The following is a 21,585-nucleotide window of genomic DNA, read 5'->3' as shown; positions in this document are numbered from 1 at the left end:
AAGAGGCTTTTGATGAACAGCGACGATTTGGTCAAATTTACTGAAGCAGCGGAGCTTTTAAAGGTACTGGCGCATCCTATCAGGCTTTGTATTGTAAAAGGCCTAATAGAAAAAGGTGAATGCAATGTTACCCATATGCAGAATTGCCTCAAGGCGCCTCAATCGACAGTGTCCCAGCATTTGCAAAAATTAAAAGCAGCTGGAGTGATTGAAGGAGTTCGCAACGGATTAGAGATAAATTATAAAGTTTGTGATTCCCAAGCTATTGCTTTAGTAATCGTTCTTTTTGAGAATCAATCCTAAGGATAGCCTTTTTAAAAATTCGATCTAAATCGTAAAGGAGGAATATCTTATGAGTAAAAAGGTATTGGTTGTGGGGGGAGTAGCCGGGGGCGCGTCTGCAGCGGCCAGACTGAGGAGAATGGATGAAACGGCTGAAATTATTATGTTTGAGCGGGACGAACACATTTCTTTTGCTAATTGCGGTCTACCCTATTATATCGGCGAGAACATTAAAGAGCGCAGCAAGCTACTGGTGCAAACGCCCCAGGGTATGCAGAACCGGTTTAAGATTGATGTCCGAACCCATAGTGAAGTTACCCAGGTCAACTCCGCAAGAAAAACGGTTACTGTAAAAAGTAAAGAGAAGGGTATATATGAAGAGTCCTATGACTATCTGGTATTATCCCCCGGGGCCAAGGCCATAAAACCACCTATTCCCGGAATTGGCAGCAATAAGATTTTTACATTAAGAAATATCCCTGATACCGATACAATAAAAAGTTTTATTGATAAACAGGAAGTGCAGCGGGCTGTAGTTATCGGTGGTGGTTTTATCGGCGTAGAGATGGCCGAGAACTTAAGGGAACGGGGACTGGAAGTAACACTGGTGGAAGCGGCGCCGCATATTCTGCCTCCCTTTGATACTGATATGGCTGTTGTCGTGGAACAGGAACTTGAGAATCATGGAGTTAAGTTGCTGCTGAATGACGGTGTAAAGTCATTTGCAGATCAAGGCGACACAATAGATATCGTATTAAACAGCGGGATGTCTCTTAATGCCGATACTGTCATATTGGCGATCGGTGTAACGCCAGATACCGGTTTTCTCAAAGACAGTGGAGTAAAGTTAGGGAATAAAGGGCATATCCTTGTAAATGAAAGGCTGGAAACGTCCTGGCCCGGTGTTTACGCCGTTGGCGATGCGATTGAAGTTATCGACTTTGTCACAAAACAGAATGTAACTATTCCTCTGGCCGGACCTGCGAATAAGCAGGGAAGAATTGCTGCCGATAATATTGCCGGACTTGCCTCTACTTACAAGGGAACACAGGGAACTTCAATTCTTAAAGTTTTTGGCCTGACAGCCGCTAGTACCGGCAATAATGAAAGAAGTCTCAAAAAGTTAAATATCCCTTACAAAGTAATATACGTTCACTCTGCCTCGCATGCTACCTATTATCCGGGAGCGTTGCCTTTGTCCTTAAAGTTAATCTTTAATGATGCCGGGTATATTTTAGGTGCCCAAGGCGTAGGCTCTACCGGCGTCGACAAGCGTATTGACGTAATTGCTACAGTAATCCGGCTTAACGGCAAAGTAGCTGATTTGGCGGAATTGGAACTTTGCTATGCGCCACCGTATTCTTCTGCCAAAGATCCGGTTAATCTGGCCGGTTATGTGGCAGAGAATGTTCTGGCAGGCAGGACAGAAACTTTCACCTATGATGAACTGGCTGATTATGACAAAGAGAATACGCTATTAGTTGACGTGCGAACTGAACTGGAATTTCAGAACGGACATATAGAAGGAGCCGTTAATATTCCGGTAGATAAATTAAGGGAAGAACTAAATAACCTGGATAGAGATAAGCCGATTTTAGCCTATTGCCAGGTAGGTCAACGGGGTTACTATGCTTCCCGCATCCTGACTCAGCATGGATTTAATGTAAAAAACATGACGGGCGGTTACAAATCCGCTAATGCCCAGAATTTCAGGCCAGGCAGAGTTGCCAATATTGCTGCAAAAGAATCGGCCGCAAACTCAGAGGCAAATAGTAAAGAGCAGTATGATAAAGTGCTGGATGTGTGCGGATTAAGCTGTCCAGGCCCTTTGATGCAAGTTAAGGCTTCCCTTGACGATATGGCGGACGGCCAAATTCTTAAAGTGATTGCCTCTGACCCCGGCTTCTATGAGGATATTAAAGCCTGGTGCACCAGAACAAATAATGAGCTTGTTGATCTTAAAAGAGAGCACAATCAAATTGTGGCGCTGATAAAAAAAAAGATAAACGGCAATTGATAAATATTCCAGCGTCTGCTGTACCAACAAAAGATAATAAGACTATCGTGGTATTCAGCGGCGATCTGGACAAAGCTATGGCTGCCTTCATTATTGCCAACGGCGCTGCAGCGATGGGGAAAAAAGTGACTATGTTTTTCACTTTCTGGGGCCTGAATATTCTTAGAAAACCAGAACCAGTTCCGGTAACGAAAGGGTTAATGGATAAACTGTTTGGGTTTATGATGCCCAAAGGCAGCAAGGAGCTCAACCTGTCACAAATGAATATGCTGGGAATAGGCGGCAAAATGATGCGTTGGATTATGAAAAATAAAAACGTGAGTTCGCTGGAAGAACTGATTCAGGCTGCATTGGCCTCCGGTATTGAAATTGTCGCATGTCAAATGTCGATGGAGGTAATGGGGCTGCAGCCTAAAGAGCTGCTGGACGGTATCAAGTTTGGCGGTGTTGGTTATTATCTTAACGAAGCAGAGGACTCCAATGTAAATTTATTTATCTGAAATGCACACGCTTGAATAGCCCGGTAGTAAGAAATAGTTTGCACTACAAAAAAAAGCCTGGATTTCGCCGGCGAAGATTCGGCATTTCCAGGCTTTTTTATCCTGCTAAAAAGTATAACTTTCCTCCCGCTAAGGGCAATACTGGTTACGTCTTAACATTATTCGCTAACGAATATGTTTCTGCTTGCGGGTATGCACATTATCAACTATATCAATTATCATAAAAAACAAGAAGAAGCCACATATGATCTTTACAATGAAATTAAGGCTGTCCAGCAGTGCGGCAAAAATATGCCATTCCCTCACTAGCGGGGTAATGAGGACTAGCGATAGTAAAACAACCAATGATATAAGAAATAATTGAGTAGCAGGATAATCTCTGAACATAATATCATCCTCCCTTTTCTTATTTCTATTTTCATTATATTCTGTAATTTAAATTTTGTCTATCATTGACAATAATAATTATTAATTCAAGAACAGAAATGGTTAGGAAAAGGTTGACGGTCCTATTAAATTGCATATAAGAAGTGAAATCTGATCACTATTATAGTATTCTGGAAAAACAAGGTCCCTGTCCCCATGTTTTCCCGTGCTTTGCCTTTTTCCATGTTTTGCATGTGTAAAAAAAGAAAGCGTTCCTTTAGAGGAACGCTTTTAGTGATTTAGCCTTTAAAGACAGGTACCGTATTGGCAGCGTGCGGCATTACGGTAACAGTATAATCTTTGGTGCCCAGCTTCTGTTCCGCAATGGCGATGGCTTCTTCCAGCGAGGCGGCTGGTATCATGCCGGCTTTGCTGATGAACTCTTTGTTTTGCGGCAGGGTAACAACAATGAGAGATACCTGTTTGGCGATCGTACCGCATTTGAGGGCAATAAATCCAGGTACGGTGAAGCCTTTACGCAGGGCGAGCTCCCGTTCATAAAGTGATTCGATATCAAACCAGCCGCTGAAATCAGGCGGTTCTTTTATATCACGGCATTCTAAAAGCAGAATGATAACGCCGCCCTCTTTTACGGCCATATAGGCGTTGTCAATGGTTTTTGACCCCTGGTACAGGTTGATGTCTTTAGGGAAGCCGCCGGCCGAGCCAATAACCAGATCAGCTTTGGCAGTAATCGGCACGCCAAAAATTTCTTCTACTGCCCGGCAGCCTTCCAGCCAGGCATCTTGCCAATGACCGGCGACAAATTTGGCAAACTTGCCTTCGGGTGTCAACACGACATTGAGCAGGAAAGCAGGATTCACCATAGCCGCTATTTCCATTAAATCCTCATGCATATTGTTGCCGCTGAGCTTGCCGGAAATGCAGCTGGGGCTAACCCCCTGGCCGACGACTTCATGCAGGCAGAGACTGTGGTTGCCCTGAATACTGCTGTAGGCGGAGACACCGGGGATGATGGACTTGCGACCACCGCCAAAACCGGCCATCAGATGATAGACGATACCGCCGGTCAAAATAACTTTATTAGCTTGCGTAACTGCTTTGCAAACATAGGCATCCACTCCGCGACTGGTGGTGCCGACCTTTTCAAAGTTATCAGCATCAAGGGCATAGCTCTGCTCGATATGAATTCGATCAACCACTTCCTGCCCATAAGTGGAAATATTCTCCTCGGGGGTATGGTGACGATGTGCACCCAGAGCGACGACCAGGGTAATATCGCTGTCGGGAATTCCGGCTGCATTTAATTCATCAAGCAGCGGCGGCAGGAACAAATCGTTTCTTACCCAGGCGCGGGTGATATCGCTGGCAATAATACTTACTTTATCGCCCTTCTTTACGATTTGATTAAGCGGCGGAGTACCAATCGGGTTGGTTAGAGCGGCTTTAACCGCTGCGGGAATATCTGCCACCGCATCTACATGGTTGCCTTCAATTACATGCAAAATCTGTTTTTCCGGGAGAGAGAGCTTAATCTCTTCGTTCCCATATCCCAGCTCAATTTCCATAGACATTAGAGAAATCCTCCTGTATTTTAATGATAACATTGCAGCTTTTGAACAAATTTCCAGCCAAATGATATGACTTTTATTATAACATAAAAAGTTACAATATTACACTGTATTGTGGATAATAGTTATTTTTTCGACTTCTGAGCAAAGGAGAAGATAATTGACTGTATGTTGTTAACCAAAATAAAACAAATTCTGTTAATTCATACTAATTTTGCAGGATTTTATGATTTTATGGTAAATTATATAGCGTAGTGTACTGTAGTAATGTATATTTACTGTATATGTTTACTTTATATTTGTTTGTGTGTAACTACTCTATAGGGGGTGAAACCCAGGTTTTTCCGGTACTCTAACTATATTAAAAAAAGAGGTGGATTATTTGAAGAAAACTAACTTTCGCTGGTTTATGGCAGTACTTATATTTTTGATTACTTTTATGTCATACATGGACCGGGTTAATTTGTCGGTTGCTACACCGACAATTATGCAGGAATTTGGTTTTACTAAAGTGGACATGGGCTTTTTGCAAACTGCATTTTTCGTAGGATATGCGCTCATGCAAATCCCGGGAGGGATGATGGCGGAATACTTTGGTCAGCGTATTTCTTCAACCGTGGCTGTTACGTGGTGGTCGGTATTTACTGCACTTACTGCTTGCGCATCAAACTTTACATCATTTGCAATTATTCGCGCTTTGTTTGGCTTAGGGGAAGGCCCTATCTTTCCTGCCATGAATAATTTTATCTACCGGTGGTTTAACCGGGCCGAGAAGGCGACCGCCTCTTCCTTTATGCTAAGTGGCGCTTTTGTCGGTCCGGTATTTGGGCCGGCGGTAACGGTTGGCTTGATGCTGGCGTTTGGCTGGCGTTCGGTGTTTGTTATTTTTGGCGTAGCCGGTTTAGTTCTTGCCTTGGCCTGGTGGTTTTTAGCAAAGAATGATCCCCGGCAAAGTCCGTTTGTTAACGAGGCTGAAGCCGATCACATTGAAAATGGGATGGTAATCGCCGATGCGAAGGCGCCTAAGGAAATTGCGCCGTGGGGCTGTTTTATTTCTTCCACCCAGTTTTGGGCTATTGGCTTGCAATATTTTATTACCGACTACATTATGTATGTTTTTCTTGCATGGTTACCGCTATATCTGATGGAAGCGCAAGGCTTCTCTTTGGCGAAAATGGGTATTGCCGCATCCTTTCCCTGGGCAGCGTTATGTGTTGTAACCTTTTTCACCGGCTATGTAAGTGATAAACTTATTGCCGCAGGTGTATCCAAACACAAGGCGCGCACCTTCTTTGGAGCTACGGGGCTTATGCTGTCGGGAGCAGCCCTGTACATGGCGGCAGTGGCTGCCAGCCCCAGCATGAATGTTATGTGGCTTACCATTTCACTGGGTTCATTAGGCTTTACTTTTAATGCGTCCTGGGCTGCTTCTATGGACATTGGCGGCAAGTTCTGCGGAACTGTATCGGGTTGGATGAACTTTTGGGGGAATATCGGCGGGGTTGTCGCTCCGGTTGTAACCGCATGGATAGCCACTCATTACGGCTGGCAGGCGGCAATATTGGTAACGGCCTTTTCGGCAGTCCTTGGCGTAGTATGCTGGGTTGCTGTGAAGCCTGACAAGGAAATTGTAATTAAAAGATAGCATACTTTACTGAAAAATTTCATAAGTTCAAGAATAACTCCCCCTTCTTGCTCAAGCTAGCTCCCCGGCCGGGAGATTGTCTAACAAGGATGGGGAGTTTTCCTTAATGTCATGCCATACTAATAAAGTGAAAATCTCATCAATGGAGGCCGAGAGGAATTATGGCGATCGACAACGGTCTGAACTCAGGCGACAGCATACAAATAAGGGCTATTACGCCTGACGGGCTGCAGGATTTTGCTGCTATGCAGGAATTGGAACAGTTGGTTTGGCATATGCCGCAAGCTCTGCCCTTACATCAGGTGCTGACAGTAGCTAAAAACGGCGGCATATTGTTAGGCGCTTTTGCCGGTACCAGCATGGTGGGAATTTTGTATAGTTTTCCCGGATACTTAAACAGGCAGGTCTATTTATGCTCCCACATGCTGGGGATTAGGGATGACTGGCGCAATTGCGGGCTGGGGGAACAGTTGAAACTAGCACAGGCCGCGGCAGCCAAAGCCTCGGGTTATAGACTCATTACCTGGACCTATGACCCGCTGGAATCGGCTAATGCCAATCTGAACATTGGTAAGTTAGGAGCGGTTTGTTCGACGTATGTTGTCAACTGCTACGGCAAAATGGAAGATACTCTCAACCAGGGACTGCCGTCTGACCGTTTCCAGGTAGCCTGGTGGATAGATCAGCCGCAAGAAATAGTATTGCCTGCAGGAACAGAGTATCAGGCTATTCCCTGGCGGTTACGCGCCGACAATCTGATTGAACCGGTGGGAGAGCCTGATCTGTCCGGCGAGTTTCTTAATAAAGCAACGCGGGTAACTGTGGCGGTGCCTGCCGGTATTCAACTGATTAAAGAACGGGATATTGATTTGGCCAAAAACTGGCGGTTAGTAACAAGACAGGCGTTTATCCCCCTGTTTGACCAAGGCTGGATTGTTGTTGGCTTTCGCCGGTTGCCGGGGGTACCGGTAAATGAATATATCCTGGTCAAGCAGGAAGCAGTAGACTTGCCGAAACCGCCCTGGACGAAAAGATAAGAAAGAATGGGATGATAAACATGCAGTTAGCTTCTATAACCTTAAGAGCTATGCGGATGCGTATGAAAGCACCGTTTACCACAAGCTTTGGAACAGAATGGGATAAAGATTTTATTCTGGTGGAAGTAAGAGGTACGGAGGGGTGCTCGGGCTGGGGCGAGGCGGTAGCCATGAAGGCGCCGCTCTATAATGAAGAAACGGTAGGCACAGTATGGTTAATGCTGAAAGACGTTCTTATCCCTTTGCTATGGCAGCAGCCGCTGGGGCATCCCCGGGAAGTGGCAGGCCGCTTCCGCCACATCCGGCGCAATTATATGGCTAAGGCAGCTCTCGAAGGCGCCTTATGGGATCTGTATGCTGTGAAAGAAAATATTCCGTTGTACCGGGCATTAGGCGGACAGCGGACCCAAATTGATGTAGGCATCAGTTTGGGGATTGAAAGCTCGCCGGATCAGTTGCTGGCGCAAGTGGAAAAACATGTTGCCAGGGGTTATAAACGAATAAAAATTAAGATTAAACCAGGCTGGGATGTTGATATTGTAGCAGCTGTAAGACGGCGTTTTCCGGCTATCCAGCTAATGGCTGACGCCAATTCGGCCTACACCCTGGCTGATGCGGCCCGGCTGGCAGCTTTAGACGAATATAATTTAATGATGATTGAACAGCCTCTGGCCCATGATGATATCATTGACCATGCTGTTCTGCAAAAACAGTTAAAAACGCCAATTTGCCTTGACGAAAGCATTCATTCGGTGGAGGACGCCCGCAAAGCTCTGGCGTTAGACAGCGGACGGATTATTAATATTAAGATCGGCCGGGTCGGTGGTCTTACGGAAGCTAAGCTTATTCATGACTTGTGTGCAGCTAAAGGAGTGCCGGTATGGTGCGGCGGTATGCTGGAAGCCGGGATCGGGCGGGCTCATAATATTGCCATCACAACGTTAGCCGGCTTCACTTTGCCAGGTGATACTGCGGCTTCCAGCCGGTACTGGGAAGAAGATTTGATTGAGCCGGAGGTGTCTGTCCAGGATGGCGTCATTCAGGTACCGGACCGTCCTGGCATTGGCTATACCGTACGCCGGGAGCAGTTAGATAAATTTACCCTGTATAGTGAAACCTTCCGGCCGGCTTTTTAACAAAATACGAATCTGCGCAGTACTGCCGTTATTCCGGGAGAGAGAACATTTAATTTGTGCCGGGGGGACAATTAATGCTGGATATGAAAGCTAACGTTATGGAACACTTTGCAATTCTACACCGATTACCGGAACTGGGTTTTGAAGAAAACCGCACAGCCGCATATCTGGCGGAAAAATTGCGACAGGCAGGCTATCAGGTTACCGAACAAATCGGCGGGACAGGTTTAACAGGTATGCTAACCGGCCCGGAGCCCGGGCCTGCAGTAGCCGTCCGGGCCGATATGGATGCGCTGGCGCATTGGGTGAACGGCCAGCAAACAGCCATCCACTCCTGCGGACATGATGCCAACTCGGCTATGGTGCTTACTATGGCGCAAGCCATAGCTGCCCAGGGGATTGCCAAGGGCAAACTGAAAATACTATTTCAGCCTGCCGAAGAAATTTTGGGTGGAGCGCAAGCCATGATAACAGCCGGTGTGCTTGAGGATACCGATATACTCCTGGGGATTCACTTGCGTCCGGTGGAAGAAGCACGGCTTGGTCAGGCAATTCCGGCTCTTTTCCATGGCGCCAGCGCCATTATGGAGAGCGAGATCTGTGGTGCAGCCGCCCATGGCGCCAGACCTCATCTGGGGGTTAATGTTATCGATGCGGCTGCAGCGGTTGTGAATGCCATTAATGCCATTCATGTTAATCCAATGATTGCCGCTTCGGTTAAGGTCACTAAGCTCAAGGCCGGCGGGCAAGCCGTTAACGCTATTCCGGACAGGGCAGAATTGGCAATAGATCTTAGGACGGAGCGCAATGACATCATGGAGGAACTAATCAGTAAAACCAGGCGCGCTATAGAAGCGGCAGTAAACACTGTAGGAGCCACGGCGTCCACCAGGCTGCAAGGGCTGGTCCCGGCTGCGGAATATGATGCTTTCCTTATTGATCTGGCAAAAGAGTCTATCGCCGGGGTTTTAGGGGCCGAAGGGGTGCTCAGTTCTATCCGTACCCCGGGTGGGGAGGATTTTCATTTTTACAAGCAGTCTAAGCCTGCGCTCAAAACCTGCTATATAGGCCTGGGAGCCGATTTAAAACCAGGCTTGCATCATCCTGAGATGAATTTTAACAGAGCCGCCCTGCCTCAGGGGACAGCCATTCTCCTGCGAATGGTCAATAAGCTTTTGAATGGGGACTGATTTTTAGTGACACGGGCAGACAACAGAATCTGAGAATCCCGGCATGCTGGAACATTTTATTTTGCTCTTGGTCATAAATTGTAGCAGTAATCTAAATGCTGATGCATATACCGGCTAAGGCTGTCGCATGAAAATGACGTCCTGGTGTAAGGGGGGATGGCCATGCTTGCTAAAATGATTCATGTAAAACGCTGGCAGGCGGCTTTGCTGCTTTTTTTCTTCCTGGCCTGCGTTACTACGATAAATATTACCGGCGATGAGCGGCAGCGGGTAGTGCCTAATTCAACAGGCTCAGCCAATTATTATGAGATGACCCCCAATCCTAACTATGTGTCGCTTGGGGTCAAGGGTTATCAGCAAACAACCGGCTATACCTGTGGACCGGCTGTGGCCATGTCGCTGCTGCGGTGGTATAACCTACTTGGCGATCAGGATCTGAACCAGAATACGGAAATGACGATTGCCCGGGAAATGGGTACCGGTGACCTAACTGCCAGGCACCCGGGAACTTCCCCGCAGCAAATGGAAAAATGGTTGAAAAGCAACGGTTTTGAGGTGACTGTCGGTTATAACGGAACACTGGCAATGCTCCGGGAAAACCTGCATAATGGTATTCCCACTCTCGTTGAATGGATTGACTGGGGCGGCCATTGGGTTATTGTTACAGGTTATTACGTAGCTTCCGGAGCGCCGGAAGAAGGTCCGGATACCATTTTCTTCGCCGATCCGGCTGTACATTGGACCACTGTCAATAACCCGGACGGGATATCCTCTTTTAATGCCTGGCGGTTTAGGGATATGTGGTTTGATGCTCAATACCTTAATCCGGGGAAACTCGTAAGAAATGTATATATTGTGGCTGTGCCTAAGAAGAAAAAATAATGATCAGCAAGGGGCAAAACAGTTTTTAAAAATTCTATTTTTCTTATTTACTTAAATAGTGCCTGGCCGGACGCCAGTATATAATTAAGTCAGCAGCTATACTGGTGTTATATAAGAGGAGGAAAGCTATGACAAAGTTGGAAAAGGGCATGCTTGTAGTAGCAGACGTATCGGCCCCGTCAGGCTCACCGGCAAAAATAGTGTATGAAGGACCGGGTCAAGGCAATCAGTACGGCCAGACACTTTTTCATGTTTTTCTGGATGATATGTCCTATGGCGTTTTTTCTATGCGCGGCGAAATTGCAACCCTGGAGGACGCCCGGAAAAGATTAAGTTCGCCGAAATGTCAGGCGGAGCAGGAGACAGTAGCTGAATATGCCGTCCGCTATCAATGGCTTCACCTTGACGACAATGATCTTTACAATCTTGGCGACTAAAACCGGATAAAATCCTGCAAAGTATGAAAAATTGCGGGATTTTTTATTTATCCTACGACTAACCTGTATGAGGGGCACTAAATGGTGTCTCTTGTTTTTTTTAGACCATAAAATAAGAGGCTGTCTCAAGTTTTATTGAGACAGCCTCTTGCATTTGACAAGAAATTCACGGGCTAAAAGTACCATTAATAACTTCTGGCGGCAAGCCGCTTTTGCTGGAACCGGGCGACAACCGATAACGAATAATTAACGATAAAGTAGAGTCCGGCAATTGAGGCAAATATTGCAAATACCTGAGAGGTTGAGCCGTATTTGCCCATAATGATCATACCTTTGCCGGTTAAGTCCTCCACGCCGACGGCCCAGACAAAGGAGGTATCCTTGATTACTGTTGTAAACTGAGATAAAAGCGGCGGGATCATGTTTCGAAAAGCCTGCGGCAAAACAATATGGAGGAGAGTATGCCAGTAGGTGAAACCCTGAGAACGGGCAGCTTCCCATTGCCCTTTGTGGACTGAGTTTAGACCGCCCCGGATAATCTCAGCCATAACGGCTGACGTGAAAATCGTCATGGCGAGAATTCCGGAATTAACAGGCTGTAAATTAGTAGAGAATCTGGCAGCCAGGATAAAGAGCAATAGCGGGGTGTTGCGAATGGAGTCTATATAGAGTGTGGCGATTCTGCTATAGACCGGATGCCCGGAAAATTGAGCTACCCCGAATATTGTTCCGAATATCAGGCTGAGAACAATGGATACGCTGGCGATTTTTAAAGTAATGTAAAGCCCATCCAGCAGAAATAAGGCTATCTCCGGCTTGAGAAGATCCTGGATCATAGCGATACCTCCAGTTTCTTTTCCATCCGTCTGGCCAGCTTGGCCAGTGGATAGCAAAGAGCGAGATAGAGAAGACCTGTTATTACATAAGCAGGCCCGTAGTACAAATTGCTGCTGGACCAGGAATCGGCATGGTACATAAGATCGCCGCCGGCAACCATGGCTAAAACCGAAGTGTTTTTAATAAGACTGACAGACTGGTTGGTTATGGGCGGCAAGACAATCCGCTTGGCCTGCGGCAGTACAATGTAACGCATGGCCTGCCAGTAATTAAAACCCTGCGAATAAGCTGATTCGAGTTGTCCGCGCGGGACAGCCTGCAAGCCGGCCCTGATAGCTTCCGCTACATAAGCCCCATGATAAACGCCGATGCCCAGAATTCCGATTGACAGTACCGGGAGCATAATGCCCAGATGCGGCAAGCCATGGTATAAAAAAATGACCTGAATAACGAGGGGCGTATTTTGGATAAATTCGACATAAATCCGGTTGATGCTGCGAAACAATCGACCGGGGGCGGTACCCAGGATGCCGAACAGAATCCCGAGGGCTAAGGCCAGCATTAAGCCCAGTAGAGCTACTAGGATGGTTGTGGCAAAACCCTCGGCGAAGACGGTCCAATCCTGAAATAACGCCAGCCACTTAAACCCGGCGAAAGGTCCTGGCACTATTTAAGCCCCCATTTGGCAAGGAGTTTGTCAATTTCACCGGATTTTTTCATGTCGTTTAGTGTATCGTTTATTAATTTAGCTAAGGCAGTGTTGGATTTCTTGGTAGCTGCTCCGTATTGCTGGGGACTGTAACGGTCGGGAAGTATGACGGTGGAGTCATCCAAATAGCCGAAGAGGATTGCGGCGTCAACACTGAAGCAGTCTACGCGGCCGGAATCCAGAGCTGCTTTTACTTCAGCATAAGTGCCGAATTCCAGGAAATTAACTTTAATGCCAAGTTTGTCTGCTTCTTCCTGGATAGCTTTGCGGCTGGTGGAACTTTGTGCAACGCCGATTTTCTTACCGGCCAGATCTTTTAAGCTTTGAGCGCCGGAGGCTTTTTTAACTAATAAGGCTACGCCGTCGGTAAAGTACGGATCGGTGAAATTATAGCTGTTTTTCCGTTCTTCCGTAATAGTAAAGGTTGCCAGTACAAGGTCGACATCACCGTTGTCGAGCAAAGGCCCGCGTGTTTTGGCAACCGTGCCGGTCAGTTCAACTTTGTTTTCATCACCTACTATTTTTTTGGCGAGTGCTTTGACAAGATCAATCTCGAAGCCTTCAATATTGCCTGTCTTGGGGTCTTTAAAACCAAACTTGGGTACGTCTACTTTGATGCCGGCCTTCAGAACACCACGGTCTTTGATGGCTTTGATATCAGGCGGTGTTTCGTCTTTGGACGCCGCCGGCGCCGTTGAGGAACCGCCGCAGCCGGCAAGAAGTATACTGCAGACAAGTAATATTACCAGTGAGAGCAATGCGGGTTTTTTAGCAATTTTCATCTTTACTTTCCTCCGTTTCTTTATGTTGATTTCAATATTAATGTAAAATTCGGCTTAAAAATAATTTCGTCCGGTCATGATCAGGATTTACAAAAAAATGTTCGGGAGTACCCTGTTCCATGATCCGGCCTTCATCCATAAAAATCACTCGGTCGGCAACCCGGCGGGCGAAACCCATCTCGTGTGTTACCACAACCATCGTGATACCCTCATTGGCCAGGTCGACCATAACATCAAGAACTTCTTTGATCATTTCCGGGTCCAAGGCCGAAGTGGGTTCATCAAACAACATTATTTTCGGATGCATGTTTAATGCACGGGCGATGGCGACACGCTGCTGCTGACCGCCTGACAACTGGGACGGATAGGCTGCGGCCTTCTCTTTTAAGCCTACCCGGTCAAGAAAAGCCATGCCTGTTGTTTCGGCTTCTTCTTTTTTGACGCCTTTTAAGAGAATGGGAGCAAGTGTTAGGTTTTCCAGAACGGTTTTGTGTGGATAAAGATTGAACTGCTGAAAGACCATCGCTGCGGACTGGCGTATTTGGTTAACCGGCGATTTGGGAGCCGTAATGTCTACGCCGTCGACAATTACTTTACCGCTGTTTGGTTTTTCCAAAAGATTCATACAACGGATCATTGTACTTTTGCCAGAACCGCTGGGACCGATGACAACGAGTTTCTCGCCGGTCTTAACTGTTAAGTCAATGTCTTTTAGTACATGGTTGCTGCCGAAAGACTTATTTACTTTATCTAAGGTAATCAAGCAAACTCCTCCTCTCTTAAAAAAAAATAAAGACGCCAATCCACAGTGGGATTGAGCGTCTTTGCTCATCGTGACAATATTTATGCTTGATGATTTACTATTATATCTTCCATGCAGACAGAAAGCAAGCTAAATTTAGTTAAATGTATTATTTTATGCAGCCACCGGGGATTATTGTCTCTGACGCGGGTAATAGGCGGTTGGCGGTGAGCAATATCTGTTATTCTATCCTGGTATATGAGTTGAAAAATAACAGGGTTTCAGAAATCTTCTTGCTATGAAATATTTGCAAGTATTTATTATTAGAATCATTTTCCTTGCAGGTGTTTTTCCGCACCATGTCGAAGTAGTAAATAATCCCAAATAACCAATAATTACCGGAGGTGGATTGCATGTCTATTATGGATATAATCGAAAAAGGCAAAAAGCAGCGTAAGCAGAAAGAACGGAAAAAAACTTTGCAAAATGCAGCGATTGGCGCCGCCATTGGTGTGACTGTCGGAGCAGCCGCCGGCGTACTATTGGCTCCTAAAGCAGGCAAGGAAACGCGGGCCGATATAACCCAAGCCGCTAAAGAACTGCCAGCCAAGGCAAAAGAAATTGTTGATAAAACCAAGGAGAAGGTTGAAGAGGCCAAAAAAGCAATCGCTGAAAAGACAAATGCCAATGTAGAAGCGGATGCCCAATAATAACGTTCTCACGGGAAAGACAGGGCGGCCGGGCAGAAATGCCCGGCCGCTGTTGATTAATGGTAATGAAAGAGGGGATAACTGTGTATATCTCACTATACGATCTGGGTTTGTTTATTTTATTTGCAGTACTTGTCACTTGTGGCATTTATCTGATCGCAGTTTTGCGGCGGGTATTATGCATGCTCAATCAGGCTCAGGGCATATTAAATGCCCATCAGGGGGATATTGGCAAAACTGTTTCAATGTTTCAGGAAACGCTTATCAATATCAATGCGCTTACCGTAACTTTACAGGAAGCCACAGCGCAGACTACCAGCGCAGTGAGGGCATTACCCAGTGAAATTACAGAGACGGTAGAAGACTTGCGGGAAAGTTTTGAGACATTTGCTCTTTATGCCCGGATTGCCGGCGAAGTTGTAAAATCGGTTTTTTCAAAGTAGATGCCGGCGCTAAAGGTATAGCCGGATAACGGGAAAGGGTTCCGGCTGTTGGCGTTGAATCTATTAAACAGCCAGTAATGAAAATATAGAAACAGAGGCGTTCTTTTATGCCAGTTGCTCCTGCGTCGCCAACAAAACCCACATTGCCTGCCGCACCGGTTTTGTCGCCTGCAGCCCAAAATGCGCCGCCTAATTCGACTGCGGCATCGCCTGCCGGTGCTTTACCAACAGCCGGTAAGGCTGTGAATCCGGAAGTGTCAGATGCTGTCAGGAAATTAGAGGGATTGGGACAGGCTTTCCAGGGAACAAAGGCTCCTGCCGGTTCCGGGGATAAGGCGGGAACTGCCGCCGCTACCGCTGGCCAGCTGACTAATAGCAGCCAGAATACATTGCCGGCTTCTTTATATTCGCCGGACGGGAGTTTAAGGCAGACTGCTGTTCCTGCCAAACCGCCGGCGACAGATACCAAGCCGGTCTTCCTGAGCTATTTCCCTTTTCTGGGGATATTGGTGGCAGTTATCATGATCTTCATAGGTTTACGCTTATTAAAAAAACAAACAAAAGAGCAGCGAACGCTTTTTAATAAAACAAAGAAAACATCTAGTAAGACTGCCAGGGAGGAAATTGATGTAGTCACTGCTCCTCAGGCAGCATCTTCTAAAGTAAAAAGCAATTTTGAAGTGCGCATTTAATGAGAAACCTGAAATTTCCTCATGTCAAATATCATCTATCCTTAGGGCTGTTTCCATAAGTTCGCTCCACCTTTGATTATTGGCGTCTTCCTGGCAGAACTGCAGGAACAGATCGGCGATTGCCATAGCGGCTTGCTGCTCGCGTATGGTTAAGCCGGCATTGGCTATAACCGCGGCGGCATTTCTGCCGGCCTCTGTTACCAAAGCCTGCCGCTTAGAGGGGAGTATACCGGCAAGGGCTGGAACTGATTGCGCTAATTCGATTTGTTTGGGGTTTATTTCCATATCGTAGAAGGCCTCCCACGCATTATTTTTATTACTGTCATTTTAACGTTAATTTGTTAGAATTTAGTTAGTTAAGACAAGTATGACTGCGGGAGGCTTGCAATGACGGTTCAGAAACAAGTGTTGCTGGTAGTTACCAGCTTTAAGCGGATTGATGAAGAGCATTCTACCGGACTGTGGCTAGAGGAGTTTGCCGTTCCATACCTTGCGCTTAGCGCGGCGGGATATGGAATAACGGTTGCCAGTCCGCAGGGAGGTATGGCGCCCGTTGATGCGGAAAGTACCAAAGAAACCATGCCGGTTGAGTGGCAGGCGACGTCAGGTGTTTTAAAAAATACCCGCCGTCTGGGCGATTTAGATTATCAAGAATACGCAGCGGTTATTTTACCCGGTGGACATGGACCGTTGTTTGATCTGGCTAAGGATAAACAAATGGCTCAATTGCTACGGCTTTTTGCCCGGGAGCGCAAACTTATCGGCGCTGTCTGCCATGGCCCGGCGGCATTGGTTAGCGCCACTTTAGCTGACGGCAGGCCTTTAGTTGCCGGCAGGCAAGTTACCGCTTTCAGCAATGAGGAAGAACAAATGACCCATCTTAGCAGTGTAGTTCCATTTTTGTTAGAGTCTAAGCTTAAGGAGCTGGGCGCCCGGTTTGTCAAGAAGCAACCGTGGATGACGCATGTGGTTATAGACGGTAATCTGGTTACCGGGCAGAACCGGCAGTCGAGCGGCCAGTTTTCTGAAGTCATAGTCAATATGTTAGCCGGTCAAGGGGGCTAACATTCACATAATAACTGCCGGGAAATAGTATTGTGTATAGAGCTGCTTTCTTAGCGGCTTTTTAATTTTACTGCATAAATGAACCTAGCGACCCGCAACAACCGGCGTATCTTTGGTAAGGATAGCTTGTTGCCATGTCCCTCTTTAGTGGTTCTGGTATAATCAAATTGTAGTAACGCTATTTTTGTAACTTCCATTAGCTGATGGGCGGTTATGGTAAAGACCTGTTGAGAAGGAGTGAGCTAAAGAAATTATGAACTGTATTTTCTTTGATACTATTGGCCTGGATATGCAAGCCCTGGTTACCAGTGCCCAACCCCAGGAGATTCAAGTCGTGTTCTGGAGTGAATTAAATGAGAAAGAGCAGGCGACGGCCTTGCGCAACGCAGATGCCTTCATGGTTGCGACTTACCCAATAACGGCTCAATTATTGAAGCAGGCGCCTAAGGTAAAAATTGTACAAAAAATGGGTGTCGGTGTTGATAATATCGACAGTAAAGCGGCTGCGGCGCTTGGCATTGCGGTAGGGAATGTTCCCGGCGGCAATGCAAACGGTGTGGCCGAACTGACAATTGCTTTGATTTTGAATCTCTATCGTCATATATGCGCTTTAAACCAAGCTACAAAAAATTGTGAATGGCAAATGTGGAAATATCGTTCCTGTTCATATGAAATCAAAGGAAAAACTCACGGAGTTATTGGCTTTGGTTATACAGGCCGGGAAACAGCCCGGTTATCGCGGGCTTTTGGCAGTTCTATCTTGTATTCCAGTACCCGTCAGGCTGCGGCAGACGTTGAAAAACAATTAGGGGCCCGGTATGTTCCGCTTGATGAATTATTACGTGAAGCGGATATTGTTAGTATCCATGTTCCGCTGCTGTCTCAGACTGTGAATCTGATTGACAAAGACAAGCTGGCGCTTATGAAGGATAGCGCCATCCTCGTTAATGTCTCCCGCGGGAATATTGTCAATGAAGCTGATTTGTATCAAGCCTTAGTGAACAGATCTTTGTTCGGAGTGGCTCTGGATGTATGGTCGCAGGAACCGGTCAATGCCGGCCATCCTTTGTTATCCTTGGATAATGTGATTGCACTGCCCCATGTGGGCGGTGGCACTGTGGATGCGGCAATTAATATCTACCAATATTCTTTTGCTAATATGCTGGCATGCTTTAGGGGGCAGCAATTTCACGCGCTTTAAATAATGCAATTTTATCCGGCGACTAATCCGCTGGGAGCTATACCCCTACAGGTAAGGCGACGGCTAAGTCCCTGGATAAGGGCGACTTTGCCGGGGAAGGCAGGGGCGTGTTTTAGAACGGTTCGACCCCAGGAAAATCTTAGCAGGCAAGGAGTAAGTGTGATGCTGACGGATATTATTGTGCGCAAAGCCCGGACGGAGGATATTGGCTCTATGGTGGAGCTTATTGCAATTGTTTTTTCCGTTGAGGAAGATTTTGCAGTCGATATCGCCAAACAGCGGCGAGGTCTGGAGCTGATACTGGATGATCCCGCCAGCCGGTGTTTACTGGTGGCAGAATTTCAGCAGAAAGTGATCGGTATGTGTTCTGCGCAGTTATTGGTATCAACAGCCGAGGGCGGCTGGAAGGCTTTGGTGGAAGATGTTGTCGTTGCCAAAGAATTTCAGGGCTGGGGAATTGGCAGACAAATGCTTGCAGTCCTGGAAAAGTGGGCGTTAGATCAGGGGATAAAACGCCTGGATTTGTTGGCTGATCGCGACAATATGAACGGACTTGAGTTTTATGCCAAAGTTGGCTGGCGGAAAACCAACTTAATAGCCTTACAGAAAAAAGTAGGCAGTAACAGTAAGTGAGCTTTTTAGCCGACGACTTAGCTTCAGATGGGGTTAAACTCCGCCTGAAGCCTTATTAAGAAACTACTTCGGCGATCATTATGCCAAGCCTTAGGCTAGCGCTCTTTGCAGGAAATCACTTTTACATGCCGAAATGTTAAAGTCATATAGTTCGCAGAGACTGGCGATAAAGGAGAACTGAGCATGCCAATAAAGATACCTAATAACTTACCAGCCGTGAACATACTGGAAAAAGAAAATATATTTACGATGGACGAGACTCGTGCCTATTCCCAGGATATACGCCCGCTGCGCATAGTGCTTTTAAATCTGATGCCAACTAAAATTGTTACAGAGACGCAGCTGCTCCGGCTGCTTGGCAATTCGCCGCTGCAGGTGGAAGTTGACTTCATGTATACGGCGACATACGAACCAAAGAATACACCGCATGAGCATTTGGTTAAATTTTACGAGACTTTTTCTGAAGTAAAAAACCGTAAATATGACGGTATGATTATAACCGGGGCGCCGGTAGAGCAGCTTCCCTTCGAAGAGGTTGAATACTGGCCTGAACTTTGCGAAATTATGGACTGGAGCAGACGGAATGTATATTCGACGCTCCATATCTGCTGGGGAGCGCAGGCCGCCTTATATTATTACTATGGTATTCCCAAATATAATTTACCGGCGAAAATGTTCGGAGTCTTTCCTCACAAGGTAAATATGAAAGATAAAATGCTGTTTCGCGGTTTTGATGATATTTTTTATGTTCCTCACTCCCGGCATACTGAGGTGCGGCGGAAAGATATTGAAAAGGCATCGCGCTTATCGATCCTTTCCGAATCCGAGGAAGCCGGCATTTACGCGGTAGTTGACAAAAAATACCGGCATTTATTCATCACCGGCCATTCCGAATATGATCCGCTGACACTGAAAGCCGAATACGACCGGGATGTTGCGTTGGGGCTGCCAATCAATATACCGGCAAATTACTACCCCGGTGACAACCCGCAGCAAATGCCTGTGGTCCGCTGGCGCAGCGCCGCCAATTTGCTGTTTTCCAACTGGTTAAACTACTACGTTTATCAAGGAACTCCGTTTGACCTGGATAAGTTAAACGATTTGGATGATTTGAGCGGTCTATGCGGCGAGGGCATTTAAAGTGTTATAATTTGAGGCTATACTGATAAAACCCACGGATTCCGTGGGTTTTTCTATTGGGTATATACTTGTAATCCTGCTATGACTAATCTGCGGCAATAGTTGTTTAACACAATTTTTCCAGATATTTTAAGTATTTTTCACAAATCCCGATATATATATTAGTAGAACTGATAGGCAACATGCTTGTCGTAGGAGGGGAGGGTTCTATGCAACGAGTAACATTGGACGAAATTAAGCCTGGCATGTACCTGTCAAAACCGCTTATTGCTGCTGATGGTACGGTACTACTTCATGAAGGTATCGAGATGAAAGAGCGGTATATCCAATATCTTCGCAAGAAGGGTATCACGTCGCTGTTCATCGGAAAACCGGAAATTCAAGATACAGATGAAATTAAAGAGCAATTCTATGATGCGGAGCACCGGCAGGAAGCCATGGCGGCTGCGCTCGAGATTATTAGTGATTTTCAGGTGGGTAAAGGAATTCACCTGGATGGTGTTAAAAGCATTGTTAGCGACCTGATTGAGCAACTCGGACAGAAGCCGGAAAACATGATTCATCTGTTAGATATACGCCGTAAAGAAGAGTATATGTTTTCTCACGCCGTCAATACCTGCATCTTATCGGTTATGACCGGCATTGCTCTGGGATATGATGCTAATCAACTGGAGGAACTGGGGATTGCCGCTATATTGCATGATATAGGGAAGACCAAGTTTTCCCGAAAATTGGCTATGCAGTTTCCCGACTATTTGACAAGAATCGAAAGAGAAGAGTATAAACGGCACCCGTTTTACTCGTTAGAAATTCTGCGGGAAAATCCTACTCTTTCCGTGAACATTGTAAATGCATGCTTTCAGCATCATGAACGATGGAATGGCAGCGGTTATCCCATGGGACTAAAGGGAGATACTATTTCGGCTTATGCGCAGATAATCAGTATTGCCGATGCGTATGATCGCTTAATTGCCGGCATGCCGCACCGCCGGCCGACGCCGATTTATTATGCAGTGGCCATTCTAAACAAAGCTTCCGGAGAGTATTTTAATCCGGCGCTTGTCGAAGTGTTTACTCAGAATGTTGCTATTTATCCTTTGGGTAAAACGGTACAGTTGAGTAACAGGCAAAGCGGTTTGATCCTGGGGGTTGGGGTAAAGAACAGGACAATTCCGGTTGTTCGTATAACTTCCAGTCAGGATACCAGCCAGATGAATCAGCTTGTTGAGCTAGACCTGGCGAAGAATCCCGGGCTTTTTGTCGTAGATTTTGAAGAAATATATGCGAATTATGCCCAGGCTTACTCAGATCAGGCTACTATTTTTCATCCCAAAGAGGAAAGTGAGCCGTACGCAGCTCAGGCCTGACTTGGACGCCGTGTATTGAAAGAGACCTGAAAATTTTAAATGCCTGGAATTGTACCGGAGAATTCCGGCCGCAATTCCAGGCATTTTTTACATTATCAAAAAGCAGACTCCCTTTCTGATAATAAGTAAGAACGACTAAGTTTCTGCCGCGACGCGCCCGGATGGCGCTAGTTCCGATTG

The 21,585-nt window shown here is 46.4% G+C and carries 24 protein-coding genes; 17 read left to right on the top strand and 7 right to left on the bottom strand.

What is annotated here, in order from left to right; genetic code table 11:
- Window positions 1-12: 12 nt before the first annotated feature.
- The 3 genes from SATMO3_RS21740 to SATMO3_RS21730 are packed head-to-tail and all read left to right on the top strand — an operon-like array spanning window position 13 to window position 2,799.
- Window positions 13-303 carry an ArsR/SmtB family transcription factor gene (locus SATMO3_RS21740; protein ID WP_371371849.1) on the top strand — a complete coding sequence of 97 codons (291 nt, stop codon included), beginning with the start codon at window positions 13-15 and terminating at the stop codon, window positions 301-303.
- Window positions 304-352: 49 nt separating this feature from the next.
- On the top strand, window positions 353-2,299 hold the full coding sequence (locus SATMO3_RS21735) for a CoA-disulfide reductase (protein WP_371371847.1): 1,947 nt from the start codon (window positions 353-355) through the stop codon (window positions 2,297-2,299).
- Window positions 2,296-2,799 carry a DsrE/DsrF/DrsH-like family protein gene (locus SATMO3_RS21730; protein WP_371371845.1) on the top strand — a complete coding sequence of 168 codons (504 nt, stop codon included), beginning with the start codon at window positions 2,296-2,298 and terminating at the stop codon, window positions 2,797-2,799. The genes SATMO3_RS21735 and SATMO3_RS21730 overlap by 4 nt, the downstream gene beginning before the upstream one ends.
- Window positions 2,800-2,964: 165 nt before the next feature.
- On the opposite strand, the gene SATMO3_RS21725 is transcribed toward SATMO3_RS21730, so the two are convergent.
- Window positions 2,965-3,186: a hypothetical protein gene (locus SATMO3_RS21725; RefSeq protein ID WP_371371844.1), complete on the bottom strand. Its 222-nt coding sequence runs from the start codon at window positions 3,184-3,186 to the stop codon at window positions 2,965-2,967.
- Between the two features lie 278 nt (window positions 3,187-3,464).
- Window positions 3,465-4,760 carry a nickel-dependent lactate racemase gene (gene larA / locus SATMO3_RS21720; protein WP_371371842.1) on the bottom strand — a complete coding sequence of 432 codons (1,296 nt, stop codon included), beginning with the start codon at window positions 4,758-4,760 and terminating at the stop codon, window positions 3,465-3,467.
- A gap of 379 nt (window positions 4,761-5,139) precedes the next feature.
- On the opposite strand from larA, the gene SATMO3_RS21715 reads away from it, so the two are divergent.
- The 6 genes from SATMO3_RS21715 (at window position 5,140) to SATMO3_RS21690 (ending at window position 11,084) form a co-directional block, all read left to right on the top strand.
- A complete protein-coding gene (locus tag SATMO3_RS21715; protein ID WP_371371841.1) occupies window positions 5,140-6,402 on the top strand; it encodes an MFS transporter in 1,263 nt (420 codons plus the stop codon).
- 161 nt (window positions 6,403-6,563) lie between these two features.
- A complete protein-coding gene (locus tag SATMO3_RS21710) occupies window positions 6,564-7,439 on the top strand; it encodes a hypothetical protein (RefSeq protein WP_371371839.1) in 876 nt (291 codons plus the stop codon).
- A 20-nt stretch (window positions 7,440-7,459) separates the two neighbouring features.
- Window positions 7,460-8,575 (top strand): o-succinylbenzoate synthase, encoded by a 1,116-nt coding sequence (menC, locus tag SATMO3_RS21705; RefSeq protein ID WP_371371837.1) that lies wholly within the window; start codon window positions 7,460-7,462, stop codon window positions 8,573-8,575.
- Window positions 8,576-8,649: 74 nt separating this feature from the next.
- Window positions 8,650-9,765: an amidohydrolase gene (locus tag SATMO3_RS21700; protein ID WP_371371836.1), complete on the top strand. Its 1,116-nt coding sequence runs from the start codon at window positions 8,650-8,652 to the stop codon at window positions 9,763-9,765.
- Window positions 9,766-9,927: 162 nt separating this feature from the next.
- Window positions 9,928-10,647 (top strand): peptidase C39 family protein, encoded by a 720-nt coding sequence (locus SATMO3_RS21695; RefSeq protein WP_371371834.1) that lies wholly within the window; start codon window positions 9,928-9,930, stop codon window positions 10,645-10,647.
- A gap of 128 nt (window positions 10,648-10,775) precedes the next feature.
- Window positions 10,776-11,084, top strand: a complete 309-nt coding sequence (locus SATMO3_RS21690) for a hypothetical protein (protein ID WP_371371833.1) — start codon at window positions 10,776-10,778, stop codon at window positions 11,082-11,084.
- Between the two features lie 185 nt (window positions 11,085-11,269).
- Here the strand turns inward: SATMO3_RS21690 and SATMO3_RS21685 are convergent, their stop codons facing one another.
- From SATMO3_RS21685 to SATMO3_RS21670, 4 genes are read right to left on the bottom strand one after another with little or no spacing between them, the layout of a single operon-like run.
- Entirely contained in the window at window positions 11,270-11,920 is a 651-nt protein-coding gene (locus SATMO3_RS21685) for an amino acid ABC transporter permease (protein WP_371371832.1), read from the bottom strand.
- Complete coding sequence (locus SATMO3_RS21680) at window positions 11,917-12,588, bottom strand: amino acid ABC transporter permease (RefSeq protein ID WP_371371830.1); 672 nt, start codon at window positions 12,586-12,588, stop codon at window positions 11,917-11,919. Before SATMO3_RS21680 ends, SATMO3_RS21685 begins: the two co-directional genes overlap by 4 nt.
- Window positions 12,588-13,412, bottom strand: coding sequence for a transporter substrate-binding domain-containing protein (locus SATMO3_RS21675; protein WP_371371829.1), 825 nt, complete (start codon window positions 13,410-13,412; stop codon window positions 12,588-12,590). Before SATMO3_RS21675 ends, SATMO3_RS21680 begins: the two co-directional genes overlap by 1 nt.
- Before the next feature lie 37 nt (window positions 13,413-13,449).
- Entirely contained in the window at window positions 13,450-14,175 is a 726-nt protein-coding gene (locus tag SATMO3_RS21670) for an amino acid ABC transporter ATP-binding protein (protein WP_371371827.1), read from the bottom strand.
- A gap of 392 nt (window positions 14,176-14,567) precedes the next feature.
- Between SATMO3_RS21670 and SATMO3_RS21665 the strand changes: the two genes are divergently transcribed.
- From SATMO3_RS21665 to SATMO3_RS21655, 3 genes are all read left to right on the top strand, one after another.
- Complete coding sequence (locus SATMO3_RS21665; protein ID WP_371371826.1) at window positions 14,568-14,864, top strand: YtxH domain-containing protein; 297 nt, start codon at window positions 14,568-14,570, stop codon at window positions 14,862-14,864.
- Between the two features lie 83 nt (window positions 14,865-14,947).
- Complete coding sequence (locus SATMO3_RS21660; protein WP_371371824.1) at window positions 14,948-15,307, top strand: hypothetical protein; 360 nt, start codon at window positions 14,948-14,950, stop codon at window positions 15,305-15,307.
- A 107-nt stretch (window positions 15,308-15,414) separates the two neighbouring features.
- Window positions 15,415-15,999 carry a hypothetical protein gene (locus SATMO3_RS21655; protein ID WP_371371823.1) on the top strand — a complete coding sequence of 195 codons (585 nt, stop codon included), beginning with the start codon at window positions 15,415-15,417 and terminating at the stop codon, window positions 15,997-15,999.
- 24 nt (window positions 16,000-16,023) lie between these two features.
- On the opposite strand, the gene SATMO3_RS21650 is transcribed toward SATMO3_RS21655, so the two are convergent.
- A complete protein-coding gene (locus SATMO3_RS21650; RefSeq protein WP_371371821.1) occupies window positions 16,024-16,284 on the bottom strand; it encodes a hypothetical protein in 261 nt (86 codons plus the stop codon).
- A gap of 102 nt (window positions 16,285-16,386) precedes the next feature.
- Here SATMO3_RS21650 and SATMO3_RS21645 point away from each other — a divergent pair, with 102 nt between their 5' ends.
- The 5 genes from SATMO3_RS21645 (at window position 16,387) to SATMO3_RS21625 (ending at window position 21,405) form a co-directional block, all read left to right on the top strand.
- Window positions 16,387-17,064: a type 1 glutamine amidotransferase domain-containing protein gene (locus tag SATMO3_RS21645; protein ID WP_371371820.1), complete on the top strand. Its 678-nt coding sequence runs from the start codon at window positions 16,387-16,389 to the stop codon at window positions 17,062-17,064.
- A 253-nt stretch (window positions 17,065-17,317) separates the two neighbouring features.
- Entirely contained in the window at window positions 17,318-18,265 is a 948-nt protein-coding gene (locus tag SATMO3_RS21640) for a 2-hydroxyacid dehydrogenase (RefSeq protein ID WP_371371818.1), read from the top strand.
- 162 nt (window positions 18,266-18,427) lie between these two features.
- Window positions 18,428-18,898, top strand: coding sequence for an N-acetyltransferase family protein (locus SATMO3_RS21635; protein ID WP_371371816.1), 471 nt, complete (start codon window positions 18,428-18,430; stop codon window positions 18,896-18,898).
- A gap of 183 nt (window positions 18,899-19,081) precedes the next feature.
- Window positions 19,082-20,038, top strand: coding sequence for a homoserine O-succinyltransferase (metA, locus tag SATMO3_RS21630; protein ID WP_371371815.1), 957 nt, complete (start codon window positions 19,082-19,084; stop codon window positions 20,036-20,038).
- Window positions 20,039-20,247: 209 nt separating this feature from the next.
- Window positions 20,248-21,405 (top strand): HD-GYP domain-containing protein, encoded by a 1,158-nt coding sequence (locus tag SATMO3_RS21625; protein WP_371371813.1) that lies wholly within the window; start codon window positions 20,248-20,250, stop codon window positions 21,403-21,405.
- The last annotated feature ends 180 nt before the right edge of the window (window positions 21,406-21,585 follow it).

Source organism: Sporomusa aerivorans, from assembly GCF_041428895.1.
GTDB classification, from domain to species: Bacteria; Bacillota; Negativicutes; order Sporomusales; family Sporomusaceae; genus Sporomusa; species Sporomusa aerivorans.
Note: the sequence above shows the minus strand (reverse complement) of the source record. Positions and strands in the feature narration are given on the sequence as shown.

What these genes read in the sequence shown, in the direction of transcription:
- SATMO3_RS21740 (WP_371371849.1), top strand. Translation starts at nt 13, where the DNA reads ATGAACAGCGACGATTTGGTCAAATTTACTGAAGCAGCGGAGCTTTTA.
- SATMO3_RS21735 (WP_371371847.1), top strand. Translation starts at nt 353, where the DNA reads ATGAGTAAAAAGGTATTGGTTGTGGGGGGAGTAGCCGGGGGCGCGTCT.
- SATMO3_RS21725 (WP_371371844.1), bottom strand. Translation starts at nt 3,186, where the DNA reads ATGTTCAGAGATTATCCTGCTACTCAATTATTTCTTATATCATTGGTT.
- larA (WP_371371842.1), bottom strand. Translation starts at nt 4,760, where the DNA reads ATGTCTATGGAAATTGAGCTGGGATATGGGAACGAAGAGATTAAGCTC.
- SATMO3_RS21710 (WP_371371839.1), top strand. Translation starts at nt 6,564, where the DNA reads ATGGCGATCGACAACGGTCTGAACTCAGGCGACAGCATACAAATAAGG.
- menC (WP_371371837.1), top strand. Translation starts at nt 7,460, where the DNA reads ATGCAGTTAGCTTCTATAACCTTAAGAGCTATGCGGATGCGTATGAAA.
- SATMO3_RS21700 (WP_371371836.1), top strand. Translation starts at nt 8,650, where the DNA reads ATGCTGGATATGAAAGCTAACGTTATGGAACACTTTGCAATTCTACAC.
- SATMO3_RS21695 (WP_371371834.1), top strand. Translation starts at nt 9,928, where the DNA reads ATGCTTGCTAAAATGATTCATGTAAAACGCTGGCAGGCGGCTTTGCTG.
- SATMO3_RS21690 (WP_371371833.1), top strand. Translation starts at nt 10,776, where the DNA reads ATGACAAAGTTGGAAAAGGGCATGCTTGTAGTAGCAGACGTATCGGCC.
- SATMO3_RS21685 (WP_371371832.1), bottom strand. Translation starts at nt 11,920, where the DNA reads ATGATCCAGGATCTTCTCAAGCCGGAGATAGCCTTATTTCTGCTGGAT.
- SATMO3_RS21675 (WP_371371829.1), bottom strand. Translation starts at nt 13,412, where the DNA reads ATGAAAATTGCTAAAAAACCCGCATTGCTCTCACTGGTAATATTACTT.
- SATMO3_RS21665 (WP_371371826.1), top strand. Translation starts at nt 14,568, where the DNA reads ATGTCTATTATGGATATAATCGAAAAAGGCAAAAAGCAGCGTAAGCAG.
- SATMO3_RS21655 (WP_371371823.1), top strand. Translation starts at nt 15,415, where the DNA reads ATGCCAGTTGCTCCTGCGTCGCCAACAAAACCCACATTGCCTGCCGCA.
- SATMO3_RS21650 (WP_371371821.1), bottom strand. Translation starts at nt 16,284, where the DNA reads ATGGAAATAAACCCCAAACAAATCGAATTAGCGCAATCAGTTCCAGCC.
- SATMO3_RS21645 (WP_371371820.1), top strand. Translation starts at nt 16,387, where the DNA reads ATGACGGTTCAGAAACAAGTGTTGCTGGTAGTTACCAGCTTTAAGCGG.
- SATMO3_RS21640 (WP_371371818.1), top strand. Translation starts at nt 17,318, where the DNA reads ATGAACTGTATTTTCTTTGATACTATTGGCCTGGATATGCAAGCCCTG.
- SATMO3_RS21635 (WP_371371816.1), top strand. Translation starts at nt 18,428, where the DNA reads ATGCTGACGGATATTATTGTGCGCAAAGCCCGGACGGAGGATATTGGC.
- metA (WP_371371815.1), top strand. Translation starts at nt 19,082, where the DNA reads ATGCCAATAAAGATACCTAATAACTTACCAGCCGTGAACATACTGGAA.
- SATMO3_RS21625 (WP_371371813.1), top strand. Translation starts at nt 20,248, where the DNA reads ATGCAACGAGTAACATTGGACGAAATTAAGCCTGGCATGTACCTGTCA.